This is a genomic window from Paenibacillus sp. VMFN-D1 (genome assembly GCF_003386155.1).
GTDB classification, from domain to species: Bacteria; Bacillota; Bacilli; order Paenibacillales; family Paenibacillaceae; genus Paenibacillus_AQ; species Paenibacillus_AQ favisporus.
In genome coordinates, this window is sequence record NZ_QRDU01000001.1 from 2,692,532 (window position 1) to 2,709,001 (window position 16,470).

Sequence of the window (16,470 nt, forward strand, 5' to 3'; positions counted from 1 at the left end):
TATGTAAGGTAAGGATCGGGCCCAGACGATCACCCGACTACGCTGTATCTCTCTATTATAAAGCCTGCATGTGCTGGATATCTATTCAGGTTTGCTATAAAATGTATCCATTCGGATTGACCGACCTGACTGATGTTTGGGGAAAGGAGACAGCATCATGAACCCAACCAACCCGAAGCTGCGCGGACGGTTTGCCCCGACCCCCTCCGGGGAAATGCATATCGGCAACGCCTGGACCGCCCTGCTGGCCTGGCTGCAAATCCGCTCCGGGCACGGAAGCTTCATCCTCCGTATGGAAGACATCGACAAGCCCCGGTCCAAGCCGCATTTGGCCCGGCAGATCCTGGACGATCTGCGCTGGCTTGGCATCGACTGGGACGAGGGGCCCGACGTCGGTGGTCCCTATGCTCCCTATACGCAAAGCGAACGGCTTCAGCATTACGAGGACGCCTTAGGCAAGCTGCAGAAGCAGGGCGCCTTGTACACCTGCTTCTGCAGCCGGGCCGATCTCCTATCCGCGGCCAGCGCACCGCACGGACTCGCCGCGGAAGGGCCGGCCTATCCCGGCACCTGCCGGAATCTCAGCCCGGAAGAGAGGGCGGCCAAGGCCAAGCTGAAACAGCCGTCCATCCGGTACCGGGTCGGGAAGGAGCCGGTAGCGTTCATCGACGGCGTCAGCGGACGGCACAGCTTCGACCCGGCAGCCACCGGCGACTTTATCGTCAAGCGGGCGGATGGCATGTTTTCCTACCAGCTGGCTGTCGTCGTGGACGACGCCATGATGCAGGTCACGCACGTTCTGCGGGGCGCCGACCTGCTGGATTCAACGCCGCGGCAGATCCAGCTCTACCAGGCGCTGGGCTGGGAGATTCCTGCCTTTGCCCACGTTCCCCTGTTTATGGGAACGGACGGCAAACGCCTGGCGAAGCGGCACGGGAACACGAGCCTGGCGGCGCTTCGGGAGCAGGGGGTATCCCCGGCCAAGCTCACCGGCTGGCTGGCCTGGATCGGCGGACTCGTGCCCACGCCGGATCCGGCCGCTCCCCAGGAGCTGATCGGCCGGTTTGATATGAGCCTCATTCCAGCCGAGCCGATCGTCATGACAGAAGAGCTCTTTGCCCAGTTGTACGAAAGTTAAAGGGTTCTCACGATACGGCCGCAACAAAAACGGCAGCTCAAGGGTATCCACCGCTTGAGCTGCCGTTTTTATATATACCGAAAAGCTGTTAAACCAACAGCGATTCCGCACCGTCGATAATGATCTGCGCTCCCGTAATATGCTTGGACTCGTCCGAAGCCAGGAAGGCCACCAGATCCGCCACGTCTTCCGGCTGACCTGGCCCGTCGGCGAGCGGCTGGCTTCCTTCCGGAAACTTGACCGGGATGACGATTTCCTTCAGCTCTTCCGTTTTCTCCGTGCTTTCATCGATGTTGGTCGAGATCGCGCCGGGGCAAATGACGTTGACGCGGATTTTGAACTTGGCCAGCTCCAGCGCCGCCATTTTGGCGAAAGCGACCTGCCCGGCTTTGGACGTGCTGTAAGCCGACATGCCGAAGTTGGAGAAGGTGCGGTTGCCGTTAATCGAGCTGGTGATAATGACGCTTCCGCCATTTTTTTTCAGATGCGGAATCGCGTATTTCACCGTCAAAAACGTACCGTTCAGATTGACGCTCAGCGTCTGCTGCCAGTCTTCCAGCTGCATCTCCTCAATCGGGGCCAGCACGCCGTTGATGCCAGCGTTTGCGAACACTACATCCACGGAGCCGAACAGCTCCGCGGTTTCCAGCACCGCCTTCTCCACGCGTGCCGCATCGGAAGTATCCACGTCAAAAGCGCGGGCCGCTCCTTCGCGGATCGCGTTGATTTCCGCTTCCGTCTTGGAAGTCCGTTCATTAATCAGATCAAATAAGGCCACGTTAGCGCCTTCCTGCGCCAGTTTGATCGCCGCCGCTTTCCCGATGCCGGAGCCTGCGCCGGTAACAATCGCCGTTTTCCCTTCGAATCGCTGTCTGTTGTATTGCTGCTGACTCATCGCTATCTCTCCTTTTTCATCCTCATCAAATATAGTTATCTGTCTCAAGATTACCCATAAAGGAGGTCAGCTTAATCATCGCGCAGCAAACAAATTTTATACCCGCAAAGGGTCAGCCAGCAGCAAGCCGTTCATTACGACCACTGCAATTCAAGAAAAGCGGCATCATCCTGAAGCCCTTCGGTATGGGGCGCATCGAGCAAAACCTGGATCAGCTCGTCCGGCAGCACCTGATGGATCGGGTCCAGATCGGCGAGCCCGTCGGTATACAGCTGCAGTCGCATCGGCATGCCGTAATCCAGCCGGGTCTGGTACACATGCGGTTTGCCGCCGACCGGACCGGTTAGCGTGGACCACCGCTCATTGGTCCGAAAGGTGTCATCAAAGTGCTCGCTGACTTCCAGACCGTCTTTCCAAAATCGCAGCCGCGAGTCTCCCTGCCACGCCATCCACAGTCTTCCCTGCTTCTTTCTGCTTATAGGCAGCTCAATCCGCCCGCAAATATACATGGATTGGCTGCCCATACGCTGCTTGTCCTCCAGCACCTCCCGAAGTAAGGAGGGAACCCCGCCCGGTGGAGCTAACCGCCGAAGCTGCGCCGAAGCGGATTCGGTGATGGAAGTTATGAACTCCGTAAATCCGGCCGAAGACCAGTCCCGCGTATGGTCCAGCCAATCCAGCAGCGTGTTGCCGAGAAAACGGGCGGCAAAATCACCTTGATAGCTCATACTGACGCCGTCACACAGCACAAAGTTGCACACGTCACCGTACGTCTGCACACCGACGAAATCCTGTCCGTTCTCTCCCTGCAGCAGCGTCTCCATCGCCCGTCCGTAAGCGTACCTGCACAGTACCCGTCCCGAATGGGAAGCGAGCGGCTGCTCCTGGGTCTGGGAGCTGATAAACGTAAACATGTCACCGGTTGCTGCCGAGTTTATTTTCACAGGCGGATCCCTCCTAAGCTCTTACCGGCGTGGCCGCCGACATTTGAAAACCGATGGATACCAGCTCCGCACAACTTCCCGGAAGCATCATCAGCGCCCCCGGGGCAAGCAGATAATCGGCTTCGACCAGCATGTCCCGATAGCTCTCCGGAAGCGGAGATGACATGTTTCTCAGCTTTACCGCATGCTCATCGTGAAGGAGCGTATCCGGCAGGATGCCTCTCCAGCGGCGCGGCTGGGCAATCGGCTGGTCGAGCATGTGATCGGATATGAAGATGTTCTCCACAAGCACGTTCCCGTCAGGCACGCTCATGCTCATGATGCGCCGTGCGATCGGCTCGGGATCCTCTCCGGTCGTCACCCCGTCCGTCATGTGGCAGACGAGGGGAGCCGGGCAGTCCTGCATGCGCGGCAGCTCGGCCTGTAATATTTTCTCTGCCTGCTGAAAAGCTTTGGCCGAATCCGAAAACCGCCTCGGGGTCAAGTCCGGCAGGGAACCGACCGCTGCAATTTCGTCGATCCCTTTGATTCCGTTCAGCAGATCGTACACGTCGTCACTGTAAGCCAGGATGGCAATCCGGTACCGGGGCGTCAGCCGGTTCCCTTTCGTGGACCGGTACACCATTTGGCGGATCGCAAGCGACAGTGCTTCGTACACCACGTCGATGCGCCGTTTGCCGTCCATGAGCATATTCATGGATGCGCTGATGTCGATCAGATAGATGATCAGCGCCGGAGTCCGCTGGGAAGCCTGGATCGTATAGTTCATCAGTAAACAACTCCCCTTTGATTAATTCCTTAGTTTTTTCTATGTCTAAACGTCAGGCAGCGAGTAAGAGCCATTGGACAGGAATTTGTAGATGGCCGACGCCCGCGTTCCCACCTTGCCGACGGATTTGAAATACGCCGCATCCTGCTCATACAGGCGGGCGAAATCCTTGGCGTAGGAGCGCGCCCGTTCAATGTTGCCGCCCCGCTGGGCGTTAAAGGCCTGATTGTAGTAAGCGATCAGCTGGACGACCTGGCCGGAACGCTTCTGCTTCAGCTGCTGCGCCTTCGCCTCGGCTGCTTTACGGGCAGCTTCCGCTTCCGCCCTCGCCTTCGCTTCCTTCTGCTGTTGATAAGCAAGATAAGCTTCGTACTGCGCCTGCTTCTGGTACATTTCCTGCAGCTTTTTCCGCTCGGCAGCCTTTTTCTTTGCTTTTTCCTTCTGCTGCTGCAAATAGGCGTCATATTTCGCTTGGACCGCGTACTGATCCTGCAGTTTCTTGCGCTCTTCGGCTTTGCGCGCCTCCTCAAGCTTTTTCTGCTCGGCCTCGGCCTGAAGGCGCTGCGCTTCCGCCTGTTTCCGGGCTTCTTCCTGTTTTCGGGCTTCTTCCTCTTTCCGCGCGGCTTCCTGCTTCTGCAGCTCGGCCTGCCGGTCCGCTTCCTCCTGTTTTTGATCCGTTTGCGCTGTATCCGGGACCGCAGGAGCTTTCTCACCGCCTGGCTTCGTGCCGGCTCCCGCCTCCATGTGCTTCCCTGGCGAATGGTCGGCAACGATTTGGTTGACGGCAAACGCCGTCCCGACGAGAAGCAGGATGACAACCGCCGCCGAAGTCAGCCATTTACGCGACTGGTAAAAAGGAACCTTGTCCGGCTTCCGATCGGGGCCTGGCGGATTCAGCTCGGATTCCAGTCCGCGTATCGCAGCTTCCAGCTCAATCTCCATCGGTGAGCCTTCGCTGACAAAATGGTGGGCGGACTTGTACACCTCCAGAGCACCGCTTAGATTTCCACTCGATTCGAGCTCTCTGGCCTGGTGAAACAGCCTGTTGACGACATCCTGATCACCAGACGCGGCTTCTTCCTTCTTCGTCAGGGCAGCCGCCCGCTCAGCGGCCGCTGCCACGAAACTTCTGGCAGTGGGCACCGCCGGCGGCCGAAAAGCTGGGGAGGAAGCGGAAACCAACGGCTCCGGAGACTCCGCCGGTTGAACCGCATCCTGTTTCTCCGTAACGCTTTCATCCGTGGTTTCGCTGTTCTCCGTCATCGTCGACAGCAGCACCAGCCACTCGCCGAACGTCGGACAGCTGCTCAAATCCTGGCTTTCCCAGGCCCGCGCAAACAGCTCTGCCGTCCTCGCTCCCCAGTTCCGTTCCAGGGAATTTTTCAGAATAAAGTACCGCTCGCACGGATTTTGCAGTTCAGGCTGATCAAAATAACTTTCCCCCCAGGCCTTCTCCACGACTTGGGGATCGCACCAACCCAGCATTTCCGCAATGATGACCGCACCGGCGAACCGGTCGGCATAACCGCTCCACAACCCGCTTTGCACCGTCCGGTGCGCGGCATACCCCGGTGAACCCGCCAGCAGCACATCAGGCCTGTCCAGCTTCGGGCTGTACATCTGCTCAATGTCTACCAGTTCGACCACGCTTCGCGGTTCCGGCAATTCCACTTCAGAAAAAAACGGAAGCATGACATTGGGTGCCGACAAATCGCAGTGCGCCAAGCCGCGCTGCTCCATCCCCGATCCGATGGCCGCCAGCCCTTTGGCCAGCGCGAGGCTCTCCCCGCGAAGCAGCCGGCGCTGGTCGGTCATAATATCGAACCAGGTATGCCCGTATATCCAGGGCATGAGCACCGCATACAGCAGATCAGGATGCTCGGCAATCAGGCTTTCGTTTCTTTCGGGAGTGAGCACGTCTCGTCTGCAGACCTGCAAACCCGGACTTTCACTGTACATTTCCATCATTTCGGACTGGTACACCATCGCAGGAATACGGTACTTCGGAAAAAACACTTTTAAAGCTTTTGCTTCATGAAGCTGCCCGCTGGCAGGAATCAGCTGATAGACGATTCCCTGCCTTCCTGCCTGCGCATAAGCTAACCCGGGAGCGGCAGGATGCTGGCCAACGCGGTACAGCACCCCGTTAATAACCATCTCATCTCCCGCATTCGGTTGAAAAGACATGGACACCCCCCTTTCACTTAAACTTTGTGGACTGCAAGAAAACCGGGAGTAAATACACCCGGTTGATGATTCCTACGATCTTATTCTACTGTAAATGAACCGTAACTTGAATGGCTAAAATTATCTCGTTTCATCGATAGAGCGGAATTTCTGGGCAATGGCCCCAAGCTCATGGCTGATGCTGTTCAGAATCTGGACAAATGACTGCATCTGTCTGCCGGCTTCTTGAAACTCCTGGAAAAACCGCTGCTTCGTCAGGCCTTCCCATTGGCCCTCCATCCCCTGGATCGCTTGGGACAAGCTCGCTACGAGCTGCTGGCTCTGCTCTCCGCTCTGCTTAAATTGATTGGCGACCGCCTCCACCTGTTCCGGTGAAATCAAAATACGTCCTGACATGATGGTCCCTCCCCTTTTATCGGTTTCCTATGCTTTCCTCGGGTATCTTAAACTCTGGCTGCACATCACAAATGCCATTTGGCTTAGCTTGTCGCGGATACTTCCGACAGTATTTTTTGAAATTGTTCCTCTTCGCTGTTAAAAAAGCCTTTGAACTCAATCCTGTCGATATCTTCATGATTAAACAAAAATGTATAATTCGGATCAATATATCCTTCCGGGTATACGACCCCCAAATAATCATACATCTGATTGTTTTCTTGATGAATCTGCTTACGTCCATAAATCATCAGCTTCTTCTGTGCTCCTCTGAGAAGAACCACAGATCCGAGCGGAAGCAAAGCTTGTGAAGGAATCCCATTATCCATCGCTTGTCCGTCCTCTCATTTAAGTATGTATTCTTCATGGGTAAGCAGCCGGTAATCACGATCCGGTGATAGAATCAGATGCAGATAGAAATAACAGGGTACTTCACGTCTACTGCTGGGTTCCGTTTCAGGCAAAACGCATGCCCAGCGACTTCAGCTTGTCCTTCACCTGGTCCGCCAGTATGCTCGCCCCATGGGTAACCGCCTTGACGGAGTCGGACACCAAGTCCATCCCGCCTGAGGCACGCGTTCTCAGCGTTTTACCGGCGACTTCGATGTCGGTTACAGCCGAAATGACGAGACTCGAGGCCAGACCGACAAATGCCCCCACAGCGGTTCCGGCTGCCGGAACGACGGATCCGACCGCAGCCCCGATGGCCGTACTTCCAGCTATCGCACCCAGACCTATACCGTTATTGATCATGAGATGGCCGGGAGCCCTGTCCTCTTCCCCGCTCTCCTGCTGCAGCTCACGCTTTGTTCCGGTTCCCGGAGGGCCTTCATTTCCCGAATGGCCGCCCGGTCCTTGTCCCAGGGTTCGGATTTTGCCCGCTGCCTTGGGGTCGATGAACCTCCAGGCTGTAGGATTGTTAGCGGCCCGCTCCAGCAAAAACTTGGCACTTCCGGCATGCTCGTTTTTGTTTATACCCAAGCGTGCGTCTTTAGCAGCAGGAAGTACAGCTCCTGCCATCAAAGTCACTAACCCAGCCGCCGCTCCGGCGGCAGCCGTCCCGTGGCTGTTCCAACCCGAGTAACTGCCCCCAGCTTCGGCGTGGACGGCTTGAACAGCGGATAACGGATTGGAGACCGTCCCGTCTGTCAGCCCATATCCAGGCAGAATCGGTTCTCTCCCGGAGACGGCCGCCGACTGGAACATGAGTGCGGGGTTTGAGTACATCAAGGTATCGTTCAGAATGGAATGATGCTGCTCGTCTGCGGTTTGAAATTCGGATGCCTTGGATTCGATCCATTTGCCGATATCCTTCAGCATGGCATAGATCTGTTCCCCCTGCCGGTGTGCGGACTGCCATTCGTCCATTACGGATTGCGGGAAAGCCGCTTCTCCCCTAAAGTTCCCAAGCGCCTGATTCAAGGCGAGCGTCATTTCCCGAATTTGTTCACTGCCTCTATCTAACTGACGGCTTAAAGACCGGAGTGACTCCGGTTCAACAGAAATACGCACGGACTCTCACCTTCCATTTAATTCTGCAGGCTGCTTCAGCCACTGAAGCAGCATTTCCTCAAATTGCTCCCTGCTCGCCGGAATGGCCGTCAGCCAGTCCTGATCCCCTTTGATGCTCATACGTACGAGCCAGTTCATCGTGTCATTGACCATAAACGCCGCATTTTGCGACTCCCAGCCGCTGCCGGTCCAAGTCGACAATTGCAGCTCACCTTCACCCGTGCGGTACTTCATGCATTTGGCAAGCGCGATAGAACCTTCCACATCGTTTGTTGCCTTTACCAATTGGTCGCCGAGCTCTTCGAACGGAATTTCCGAGGTATGGCTGAAGAGATGGGCAAACTTCTTTTTAGAGAGAAGCAAAGCCGGCGTCTCCATCGGCGCGAAGTTTTTCAAGTCCATTTCCTCCACCAGCGTACGGCAGGCCTCCTCGACGGTCCCGAGCTCATCCAGTTTGTACTGGCAATCCTCTGCGGATTTGCATACTTGAACGACACGTTCGTTGGTCACATGAAGATAGCCTTCGAACGTTTCGTCGTTTTGAACATATTTAAGCCAGCAGGACCGCTGCGCCAAGCCGGCAATCGCCACTCTGGAAAAGATCTTGGGCGGCATAGACAATTCTATGCCGTTCTCTTCCTCAATGAGGTAACCCTTTTCCAGCAAAGAGGCTTTCACAATATCCCATTCTTCCGAGATCTCTTCGGCCAGATATCCTTGAAACGGGTCTTCCACGCCGAGAAGCCGGTCCGAACCGAGAATCCCGGCAAGAAAAAAGAATTCTTTATTATCAAGTGTAATGGTGTCCTGTCTGGAAGCATGAATCGTCAACATTATGAGCCACCTCCCCTCAAACGACAACATGCCATCGGTCGCGAATTTCGGCAACCCAGCGATGGCTGTTCCAATAGTCATCAAACGGAATTGCGGCCTTAACCCTGAAATATTTCCGTTTAATATAGTACCCTTGTCCCGGCGGAAGGATTTTCAAGCTCCCCTGGGTATGACTCGCTTCCGAAAACGGAATACGAAAGAACGATAAATCGTTAGGGTCTAAAGTCCCGAACAAAAATCCGCTTTGGCAGGATTTAATATCGTTAAACCAGTCTGCGCCGAACGTCGGTAAATCAGCGGGCACGCCTGAAACGATCACATGCACATTTCGGTCGCGGCCCTGGCGGACGATCGCCGTCAGCTGCTCTTTCACTGTAAAATCCTGGAGCTGTTTCGCCAACAGGTCCGCATCATCGATCACAAGCACGGCAGCCGGCGCTTCCTGGCCTGGACTCCGGGCTTGTACCTGTTCATACAGTCGCTGAATCAGCGGACCAAGCTCTTCCTCGCGGCTGGCGCTAGCCTGAATATGCGGAAGTTCCGCCAATTGGCTCAGTCCGCGGTTCCCATAACGGGTATCGATGGTATACATCTGCAGCACTTCCGGCGGATAGCGGTGTGCGAGGGACAGCATCCAGCTCAGCAGGAAGGAGGTTTTCCCCCCTTCCATTGGGCTTGCTACGATAAAATGCGGACCTTCCTGCAGGTCGACCCCGAAAGGGTCCAGGTCATCGGTTGCCAGCCCGAGCGGCACCTTGAGGCTGCGGCCGTTCAATAGATCCCGGTCGTAACCGGCTGCCGGCGGGAGCAGCTCCCTGAGCGTGACACGGTCAGGCAGCTTCCCGATCTCCGGAGCCTGCTGCTCGGGATACAAAGAGCGGATCAGCTGGATTCGGTTTCGGAGCGCTTCCGTGCGCTGCATCTCATCTTTTCCAACGGCCGGCAAAGCCGCCTGAAATTCCAGCGGCGGCTGGTACCCCTTCACCAGACCTCTTCCCGGCGGCAGACTGCCCGGTATCCGTCCCGGTCTGCCGACAGCATAATAATAATCGGCGGAGTCGGCCAGCTCGAAGGTCAAAGCGTTCGTCAGACTGCTCCGCACTTTCTCGAATATATCAGAAATCCGGTTGGCCGTTACGACAAATGTCATGCCTAGAGCCGCTCCTTCACGGAGGAGGAACTCCAGCGTTTCGTTTTCCTCAGGGTAGATGTTGCGGAAGTTCAAATAGCCGTCAATAACGATGACCAGTTGAGGCAGCAAACCAGGACGGAACGATCTGTAAGCGGCTGCTGTCTTTACGCCTGCTTCGGCGAACAATTCTTTCCTGTGAGCTGCCGACTTCATCAGAAACCGGAAGAGCCGCTTGATCCGGTCCTCCTCTTCGGCCGTCATGACTGCCCCGATGTGGGGAAGCCCCGTAAAATCGCGCATGACCCGGCCCATGTCCACAACGTAACCGTTCCAATCCGCCGGCGAGTACAATCTTGCCAGCGACATGAGAAGGGACTGGACAAAGGTCGATTTGCCGAGGCCCGGCATCCCGTACACAGCCCAATGTCCTTGCTGCATCGGGATGGTCAGAAGCCTCTGGCTTTGGTTCGGCAGATCGTCCATCAGGCCGGCTATACCGGCGATGTCATTAATGTTGTCCGCATCCGTCCCTTGCATGACGGCGTCCAGCTCCAAATGCTCCGGAAGCGGCGGAAGCCACGGGCCCTGCAGGCGGATAATCCCCTCTTCTTCCGCAGTCCGGGCGAGCTGATCTATAAATACCTGCAGCTGCCGCTTCGGCTGCTGCGTCAGCATTTCGGCCGAGGCCATGCCACCGGACAACAGGCATTCCCGCTTGCCGTTCAGTCCGACTTCGCTTACCGCCCGTTTCTCAAGGGAGGCCTCAGGGTCCAAATAAGGCGCCCCGCTCCATGCAAACTGCATTTCCTCGAACACTTCGTCACTGCCAACCTGAAGGTAGCCCCTGCCCGGTTTGGTGATCCAGGCGGCATTGGGAATTTTCAGCATATCCCGGCTGTCACTTTCATCCTGAACGCGGAGGCAGATGCGGAACCTCGCATTGCTCCATATTTTCTCGTCAACGACTCCTGCCGGCTTTTGGGTGGCCAGAATCAGGTGAACGCCCAGCGTGCGGCCGATCGCCGCTATGCTGATCAATTCATCCATAAACTCGGGCTGGTCCCGCTTCAGTTCGGCAAATTCATCTATAATAATGACCAGATGCGGAAGGGGTTGTCCTTGCCGCTGTCTAAGCAGCTTATAATATTCATCGATATGCTGCAGATTGCCCGATTCGTTAAGTATTTTCTGGCGTCTGACCAGTTCGGCCTTCAGCGAGACCTTGGCTCTTTCGATCAGGCTGCTGTTCAAATTCGTGATCGTTCCGACAACATGCGGAAGATGATTAAACGTGTTGGACATGCCGCCGCCCTTATAATCGATCAGCATGAAAGCCAGGTCATGCGGGTGGTATTCCGCAGCCAGGGAAGCGACGATCGATTGAATCACTTCGCTTTTGCCGGATCCCGTCGTGCCTGCGATCAGGCCATGGGGGCCGTGACCGTTCCGTTCGATCTTATCGTGAATGTTGAGCATGACTTTTTTGCCCCCGGCCCGGACGCCGAGCGGAACGGGAAAGCTCTCCGGATAACGGTTGTGCCTCCACCTGCTGCGTACATCCCACGCCCGGATGTCTTCCAGACCAAGCATGTCGAACAAGGACAGCAGCGATGGAATCTCCGAAGCCGACGAACGCTTAAGCCGGATCGGGGCCATATAGCGGGCGAGCGCGTCCGCCTTTTCCAGCGTAATCGTATCGGCTTCAAAGCTTTGCAATTCAAAAGAACCGTCTTCCCGTTTCAGCGAATACTGGCCGCTTCCCTGGGACATATCAACGATCAGCTGGCACTGCATCGGCAGCTTCTCCTTGCGGTCCGATATAATGATCGTGCAGGCATCGACTTCGGCAGCGTCCTCCAGCAGCAGCGGCAGGAGCGGTTCTTCTTCGATCTGCCCGCTCCCCGCCAGAACGACGACATAGGCCGGCAGCTGGGCTGCGATCTTCCGGCCGGAAAAAGCACGGGACGTCTTGCGCCTTACCAGCCGCTGAAACAATTCATCCGCCAGCTGGTGGGCGCTGCTGCGGCGGTCCGCCATATAACGCGATGATCTGTCCTCGTCCCAGACATGGGGCAGCCATCTCATCCAATCCCAGTCTCCGGCATCCTTTTCCTCATAAAACGCCGCCAGCTTCACCTCATCCGGCGAATGCCGCACGGCCAGCTGGACGGCGACCACCCGAAGCGCGTTCATGACGGACTCGCGATCGCCGACGATCCCGACGACTTTAGCCTGAAACAGCGGCAATACGATAGAGGATCCCGGCACAGTCTGAAACTCTTCTTCGAGCGACTGCGCCGCTTCGAGGAGCGGATCCTTGACGTAGCCTTCGGGCTTCGGCGCCTTTACCTTTGTATGAAACGGCAGGCTGCCGGTACCAATCCGCGTATGCAGAAAGTCGTCGTCTTCCGGTGAACGTTCCCACAAGGAACTGTTCCGGTTTTTTACAATATGAAAGCAGACATCGGGGTCTCCATGGATATCGTACAGCACGTCCACTTGTTCCTTCTGCCCTGCGGCAAGCTCCTTCCTGAGCTTGTCCAGTTCCGCATAATACATGGTGATGCGTTCGTTCAGCTGTTCTTTATATTTCCTTTTGTTTCCCAGATAAGCGATGAAAGGGATCGTATATGATGTAAGCATCATGACAACAGAAACCATTTGAAACATGACGTACGTGTTGTTCGCTATATTCCCTGTAAGGTTCATGTAGATAAACAAACCGATGCTGAAGATGGTCATCACTGCCGGGAGGATGATCGAAACCAAAGAAAATGATGGTTTACTCGGCTCGCCCGGCGGCCTCAGGATGTCCAGCCGCTGTTCCTTGATCGTCGGTTTGATTCTGGGCGAACGTTGATATAACACATTCATAATGCGTCAACCCCTCTTTTGGCATCCAAAATCCTTCAGGTTACCCATGCAATAAGTACTAGTGTTCAGGAATTCAAAAAAACATTTTTAACTTTCCATTACCCGATTCCATTCACATTGAAACAAATTTCTTCTGCCGAAGCTCGGCGCCTCTTCCGTCGTGGTCGAAAAGGCCCGCTGGATTCGGACCATACAGCCTTCCCTAAGTCCTGCTTCAGCTACGTCCTGGGCATCCTTTACCGGGAACCAGAGCCCCTCGGGAAATTTGCCTTCTAATATATATTGCGACCCTTCAGGCGGAGCCTCCCCATAGATTCGAACGCCCAGCATATCCTTTAGGTGGGCCGCCGGGCAGTCATCCGGCACTTCGACATCAAACCAGTCTCTTTCCTGGCCGCTGATCATCACGGTTAGAATCAAAGGTGTTCTCTCCTTCTTGCCATAGTAGAAATAGCTCATTTATTGTAATTGAAGCAACTTTCAGCACACCCAAGCGAAAATATGAAAACTTTGTAACCTTATGATAATGTAACATCAGTGCATAATCCTGTCAATTTGTGACATTTTAACTAGTTTAATTCTCGGCCTTCTAGAGTTTTATAGTTCTTATGTACTATTTTTAGATGGATTTATCTGTATGTAACTGATTTTATATCCATTTTCAAGGAGATACTGGTCCTATTTTATCACTCCGAAAATAATGCCTGATACCCAGTTTCACAGGCAGATTCAAGATAAGCAAGTTCCCTCTTAAAAGATTTATAGCCTTGGCGTATTTTTAGGGCCGCAGGTTTTGAAAGCACACAAAAAATCGGAAGCCTCTAATTATATTCACTTCCGAAAAATTGTGTGCAATTTAACTATTTATAAGTTTTCTTTAAGGTTTTTTTAATATTTGGCAGGTACAATACAGGTATGGAATAACACGAATGAGGTGATTTCTATGAGAATACTAATTAACTTCCAAAACAAAGTAGTACCCGTATATTTTACAACCGACTGCAAACAACCTGTTTCAAAAATAATGAAGCTGCTGAGTGGCACCTTGGAAAATAAAATTCAAAACGGAAAAAGAGCACTTCAAAAATGCTTGAATTCGCTGATCAGCATTGAAATCGAAGGTTCCGAAGCCATCCTTCACAGCAAGAGCGAAAACGACACCCTCGCACTGTCCCTCTATTAAGAGGGATGGTGTTTTTTTTATATTAAGGCTGGGACTTCACCTGCTCATGGGACTCCACAAAAGCAACCGCCTCATAGATCATGGCTGCCGCCTCGGCACGGGATATCGGATCCTTTGGATGGATGTTCCCTTCCGGGTCTAACGCCGTAACCTTATATACCAAAGCACGCTCAATCGTTCCCTGGTACGATGGGGTAATGCTCGCCTCGTCTTTGATTTGAATGTATATTTTGGGCAAAGGATATGCTCCGGTGCGCTCGATGCCCTGAACCAGATAGTGAATAAACTCTTCACGGGTCAGCGTCCGGCCGGGTTCGATGCTAGCCGGGATATCCAGTTCATTATAATGGGCGACGATAAAAGGCTGAGCGTACCAGGCGTCATTGGCGACGCGGGTAAACACGTCTTTTGCCTCCGGCTTCTTAATAAATGCGATGCCATCCAAATTCAGCTTCAGCGACTTGACGATCATCGTCACCCCTTGCGACGCGGTCAGCGCGGCTTGCGGCCGGAATTCGTCGCCAGTCATCCCCTGAACCAATCCACGGGCATGAAGGCTCTCAATTTTTTCTTTCTCCTGGACTCCGGTTAAATCCTTAAAGGAATCGTCCGCGTAGATTTGCGACGGTGAAGCGGCCAGGCCGATCAGCGCCGCGATCACAACGGCTCCCTGCAGCAATTTGTTCACGATGCATCCACTCCATGCGTAATATTTTCCAATCTGATCTGTTTGACGGCTTGGTGGATCGAAAGGTTGCACAGACGGGTAAAAGGCACAAAATAACCCCACAAAGTGGGGCTCCTTCATGAAAGCTATTTCGGCATTTTCGGGGGACCTTGCAAAAGGATAAAGTTCGATATCGTAAACCAGTATTCCGTGAAGGCTCCCCTGATCGTCATGTACTAGTGTCTGCCCGTATGGAAACCGGTTGCTCTTTCTGCTTTCTGGATGCGGATTTTGAACAGCTGCACTAGATTGGCGCGCGTATGTTCTTCTTGGCAGGAGTCCAATTTTTTTAAAATAAAGCGGTCAATGGACATGCCCATCCTCTCCTTGTCATTGAATTTTCCTTATAAACCCAGGGAGTTTCTTCCTGTTTTGAATATATACCCAGCCGTTTCCACCTTTAATCAGCGCCTAGCGGCGCAGGTGATGCTCGGCTTCCCTCATCAGCAGCATCATTAGAACATTTATGACAAAAGACGCCACAATCAGCAAGAGCCCGAGAATGAGCGCCGCAGCTGGAAGCAGGGCAGCGATGAGCAGGACGACGAACATCGCGGGCACGAGCAGCAAATACCACTGCCAGCGCTGGAGAGCCATGCTTTGAAACTGATACAGACCTCTCCTTCCAGCCAGAGCGCCGATTCCCTGACAAATATGAAATACCATATACAAATTCAGAAGGAGGATGACCAGGTCCAGCGGAATTCCGATCGCTGCGGAAGCCCGGGGCAAGACCGACAAAACAAGGGCAAGAGCGGACACACCAAGCAGGACAGCCGCCGTGTTCCCGGCTTTGCGAAAATGCTCGGAGCGCCGGTTCAACTTGGCCAGCCCAACATAGAACAGCAGATAGCCGATCACGTCGGGTAAAATGTCAAAACCGGAGATTTGGAAATCAAACAAAAACAAAAATCCCCAAAACAGATGATAAAAGCCCATCCTTCCCCCACCTCCCTATTCCTTACTATTATATATTGGAATGACTAGTCCCATTATGACCAGGAAAGAAAGCGCTTTTACAATAAAAATATTTTCGTCATCATTCGACATCTGTTTCTGCTCAAAAAATATTTTTTTGACTTTTTAAACATTTTCTTTTACTATATTTATCATAGTTAGTGATTATTTTATACTTAAAGGAGTTTACACCATGTCTACTGTACTTTTTATCAAAGCAAACAACCGTCCCATTGACCAGGCGATCAGCGTGAAGCTGTATCATGCTTTCAAGGATTCCTACACGGCAGCTCATCCGGAGGACGAAATCGTGGAGCTGGACCTGTTCGCCGAGCAGCCGCGCTATTACGACCATACGACGATTACCGGCCTGTATAAAACCGCTAACGGCATCGAAACGACACCTGAGGAACGTGAAGCGGCAGCGATCGCCGACCGCTACCTCGATCAGTTCCTGGCCGCCGACAAAATCGTCTTCGGCTTCCCGCTGTGGAACATGACCGTTCCGGCCGTGCTTCATTCGTACCTGGACTACCTGAACCGCGCAGGCAAAACCTTTAAATATACGCCGGAGGGCCCTGTAGGTCTGGCTGGCGACAAGAAGGTCGCTATCCTCAATGCGAGAGGCGGCATCTATTCCGAAGGCCCTGCCGCTGTCAGCGAAATGGCCGTCAACTTCGTTTCGCGCAGCATGGGTCTGTTCGGCATCAAAGATGTAACCACCATTATCGTTGAAGGCCATAACCAGCTTCCGGATCAGGCTGCCGCATTGGTTGAAGCCGGTGTAGCCAAAGCTGTCGAAGCCGCCAAGAACTTCTAATCCTGCTTATCTGCTTATAAAATGATTTGCACGGAAGCTGGACAACGATCTCCAGCCCAAAAA

Annotated in this window: 16 protein-coding genes; 3 read left to right on the forward strand and 13 right to left on the reverse strand. The window is 53.9% G+C overall.

From position 1 onward, the window contains the following. Positions 1-157: 157 nt before the first annotated feature. On the forward strand, positions 158-1,138 hold the full coding sequence (gene gluQRS, locus C7820_RS12340; RefSeq protein WP_116231171.1) for a tRNA glutamyl-Q(34) synthetase GluQRS: 981 nt from the start codon (positions 158-160) through the stop codon (positions 1,136-1,138). 88 nt (positions 1,139-1,226) lie between these two features. Here the strand turns inward: gluQRS and C7820_RS12345 are convergent, their stop codons facing one another. The 10 genes from C7820_RS12345 to C7820_RS12390 form a co-directional block, all read right to left on the reverse strand. Beyond that, positions 1,227-2,033: an SDR family oxidoreductase gene (locus C7820_RS12345; RefSeq protein WP_116231172.1), complete on the reverse strand. Its 807-nt coding sequence runs from the start codon at positions 2,031-2,033 to the stop codon at positions 1,227-1,229. Positions 2,034-2,167: 134 nt separating this feature from the next. Then, complete coding sequence (locus tag C7820_RS12350; protein WP_258875220.1) at positions 2,168-2,977, reverse strand: hypothetical protein; 810 nt, start codon at positions 2,975-2,977, stop codon at positions 2,168-2,170. A gap of 13 nt (positions 2,978-2,990) precedes the next feature. After that, the gene (locus C7820_RS12355) at positions 2,991-3,746 is read right to left on the reverse strand and encodes a vWA domain-containing protein (RefSeq protein WP_116231173.1); all 756 of its coding nucleotides are present in this window, start codon (positions 3,744-3,746) and stop codon (positions 2,991-2,993) included. 45 nt (positions 3,747-3,791) lie between these two features. Continuing rightward, positions 3,792-5,933 carry a protein kinase family protein gene (locus C7820_RS12360; RefSeq protein ID WP_116231174.1) on the reverse strand — a complete coding sequence of 714 codons (2,142 nt, stop codon included), beginning with the start codon at positions 5,931-5,933 and terminating at the stop codon, positions 3,792-3,794. A gap of 120 nt (positions 5,934-6,053) precedes the next feature. Then, positions 6,054-6,329, reverse strand: a complete 276-nt coding sequence (locus C7820_RS12365; RefSeq protein WP_076167864.1) for a WXG100 family type VII secretion target — start codon at positions 6,327-6,329, stop codon at positions 6,054-6,056. A gap of 83 nt (positions 6,330-6,412) precedes the next feature. Further along, on the reverse strand, positions 6,413-6,697 hold the full coding sequence (locus tag C7820_RS12370) for a DUF4176 domain-containing protein (protein ID WP_116231175.1): 285 nt from the start codon (positions 6,695-6,697) through the stop codon (positions 6,413-6,415). Between the two features lie 127 nt (positions 6,698-6,824). Then, a complete protein-coding gene (locus C7820_RS12375; RefSeq protein WP_147306277.1) occupies positions 6,825-7,880 on the reverse strand; it encodes a WXG100 family type VII secretion target in 1,056 nt (351 codons plus the stop codon). Between the two features lie 6 nt (positions 7,881-7,886). After that, a complete protein-coding gene (locus C7820_RS12380) occupies positions 7,887-8,714 on the reverse strand; it encodes a hypothetical protein (protein ID WP_116231177.1) in 828 nt (275 codons plus the stop codon). Between the two features lie 16 nt (positions 8,715-8,730). Continuing rightward, the gene (gene essC / locus C7820_RS12385; protein WP_116231178.1) at positions 8,731-12,720 is read right to left on the reverse strand and encodes a type VII secretion protein EssC; all 3,990 of its coding nucleotides are present in this window, start codon (positions 12,718-12,720) and stop codon (positions 8,731-8,733) included. Positions 12,721-12,807: 87 nt separating this feature from the next. Then, complete coding sequence (locus C7820_RS12390; protein WP_116231179.1) at positions 12,808-13,140, reverse strand: hypothetical protein; 333 nt, start codon at positions 13,138-13,140, stop codon at positions 12,808-12,810. Positions 13,141-13,663: 523 nt separating this feature from the next. Between C7820_RS12390 and C7820_RS12395 the strand changes: the two genes are divergently transcribed. Beyond that, positions 13,664-13,903 (forward strand): hypothetical protein, encoded by a 240-nt coding sequence (locus tag C7820_RS12395; protein WP_076167876.1) that lies wholly within the window; start codon positions 13,664-13,666, stop codon positions 13,901-13,903. A 22-nt stretch (positions 13,904-13,925) separates the two neighbouring features. Here the strand turns inward: C7820_RS12395 and C7820_RS12400 are convergent, their stop codons facing one another. The 3 genes from C7820_RS12400 to C7820_RS12405 form a co-directional block, all read right to left on the reverse strand. Continuing rightward, the gene (locus tag C7820_RS12400; protein ID WP_258875221.1) at positions 13,926-14,591 is read right to left on the reverse strand and encodes an S-layer homology domain-containing protein; all 666 of its coding nucleotides are present in this window, start codon (positions 14,589-14,591) and stop codon (positions 13,926-13,928) included. A gap of 215 nt (positions 14,592-14,806) precedes the next feature. Further along, a complete protein-coding gene (locus C7820_RS33430; protein ID WP_167527256.1) occupies positions 14,807-14,944 on the reverse strand; it encodes a hypothetical protein in 138 nt (45 codons plus the stop codon). Positions 14,945-15,041: 97 nt separating this feature from the next. Beyond that, positions 15,042-15,569 carry a hypothetical protein gene (locus C7820_RS12405; RefSeq protein ID WP_116231180.1) on the reverse strand — a complete coding sequence of 176 codons (528 nt, stop codon included), beginning with the start codon at positions 15,567-15,569 and terminating at the stop codon, positions 15,042-15,044. 211 nt (positions 15,570-15,780) lie between these two features. Here C7820_RS12405 and C7820_RS12410 point away from each other — a divergent pair, with 211 nt between their 5' ends. Then, positions 15,781-16,407, forward strand: coding sequence for an FMN-dependent NADH-azoreductase (locus C7820_RS12410; RefSeq protein ID WP_116231181.1), 627 nt, complete (start codon positions 15,781-15,783; stop codon positions 16,405-16,407). Positions 16,408-16,470: the final 63 nt, after the last annotated feature.